Source organism: Streptococcus mitis (assembly GCF_905187495.1).
In the GTDB taxonomy this organism is placed as follows: Bacteria; Bacillota; Bacilli; order Lactobacillales; family Streptococcaceae; genus Streptococcus; species Streptococcus mitis_CU.
This window is the reverse complement of the sequence record NZ_CAJJIB010000086.1, coordinates 1-322: the sequence shown is the minus strand read 5'-3', so window position 1 is coordinate 322 and position 322 is coordinate 1. Positions and strand designations below refer to the sequence as shown.

Below are 322 nucleotides of genomic sequence, written 5' to 3'. Positions count from 1 at the left end.
TGTATCAAAAAAGACAAAGGCAAGAAGCTTGGAAACTTGGTCGGACTGAAACTGTTGTCTTCTCAGATTTTATTCATAAATACCCAAACAATAAAACACTATCAACTCGTTTAAACACACGTTTCAAACATGCTGGTGTACCTAATATTGGATTCCATGGTTTTAGACACACACACGCTAGTCTCTTGCTAAACTCTGGAATACCATATAAAGAATTACAACACCGTCTAGGTCATTCTACATTAGCTATGACTATGGACACTTACAGTCATCTCTCCAAAGAAAAAGCAAAAACAGCCGTCTCATTTTATGAGAAAGCTGT

The 322-nt window shown here is 36.6% G+C and carries 1 protein-coding gene; it reads left to right on the top strand.

All coding sequences use genetic code 11. The annotated features are described in order from the left end of the window. Window positions 1-322 (top strand): tyrosine-type recombinase/integrase (locus JQ843_RS05405; RefSeq protein WP_203213086.1); only part of this gene is annotated, 322 nt, incomplete at both ends.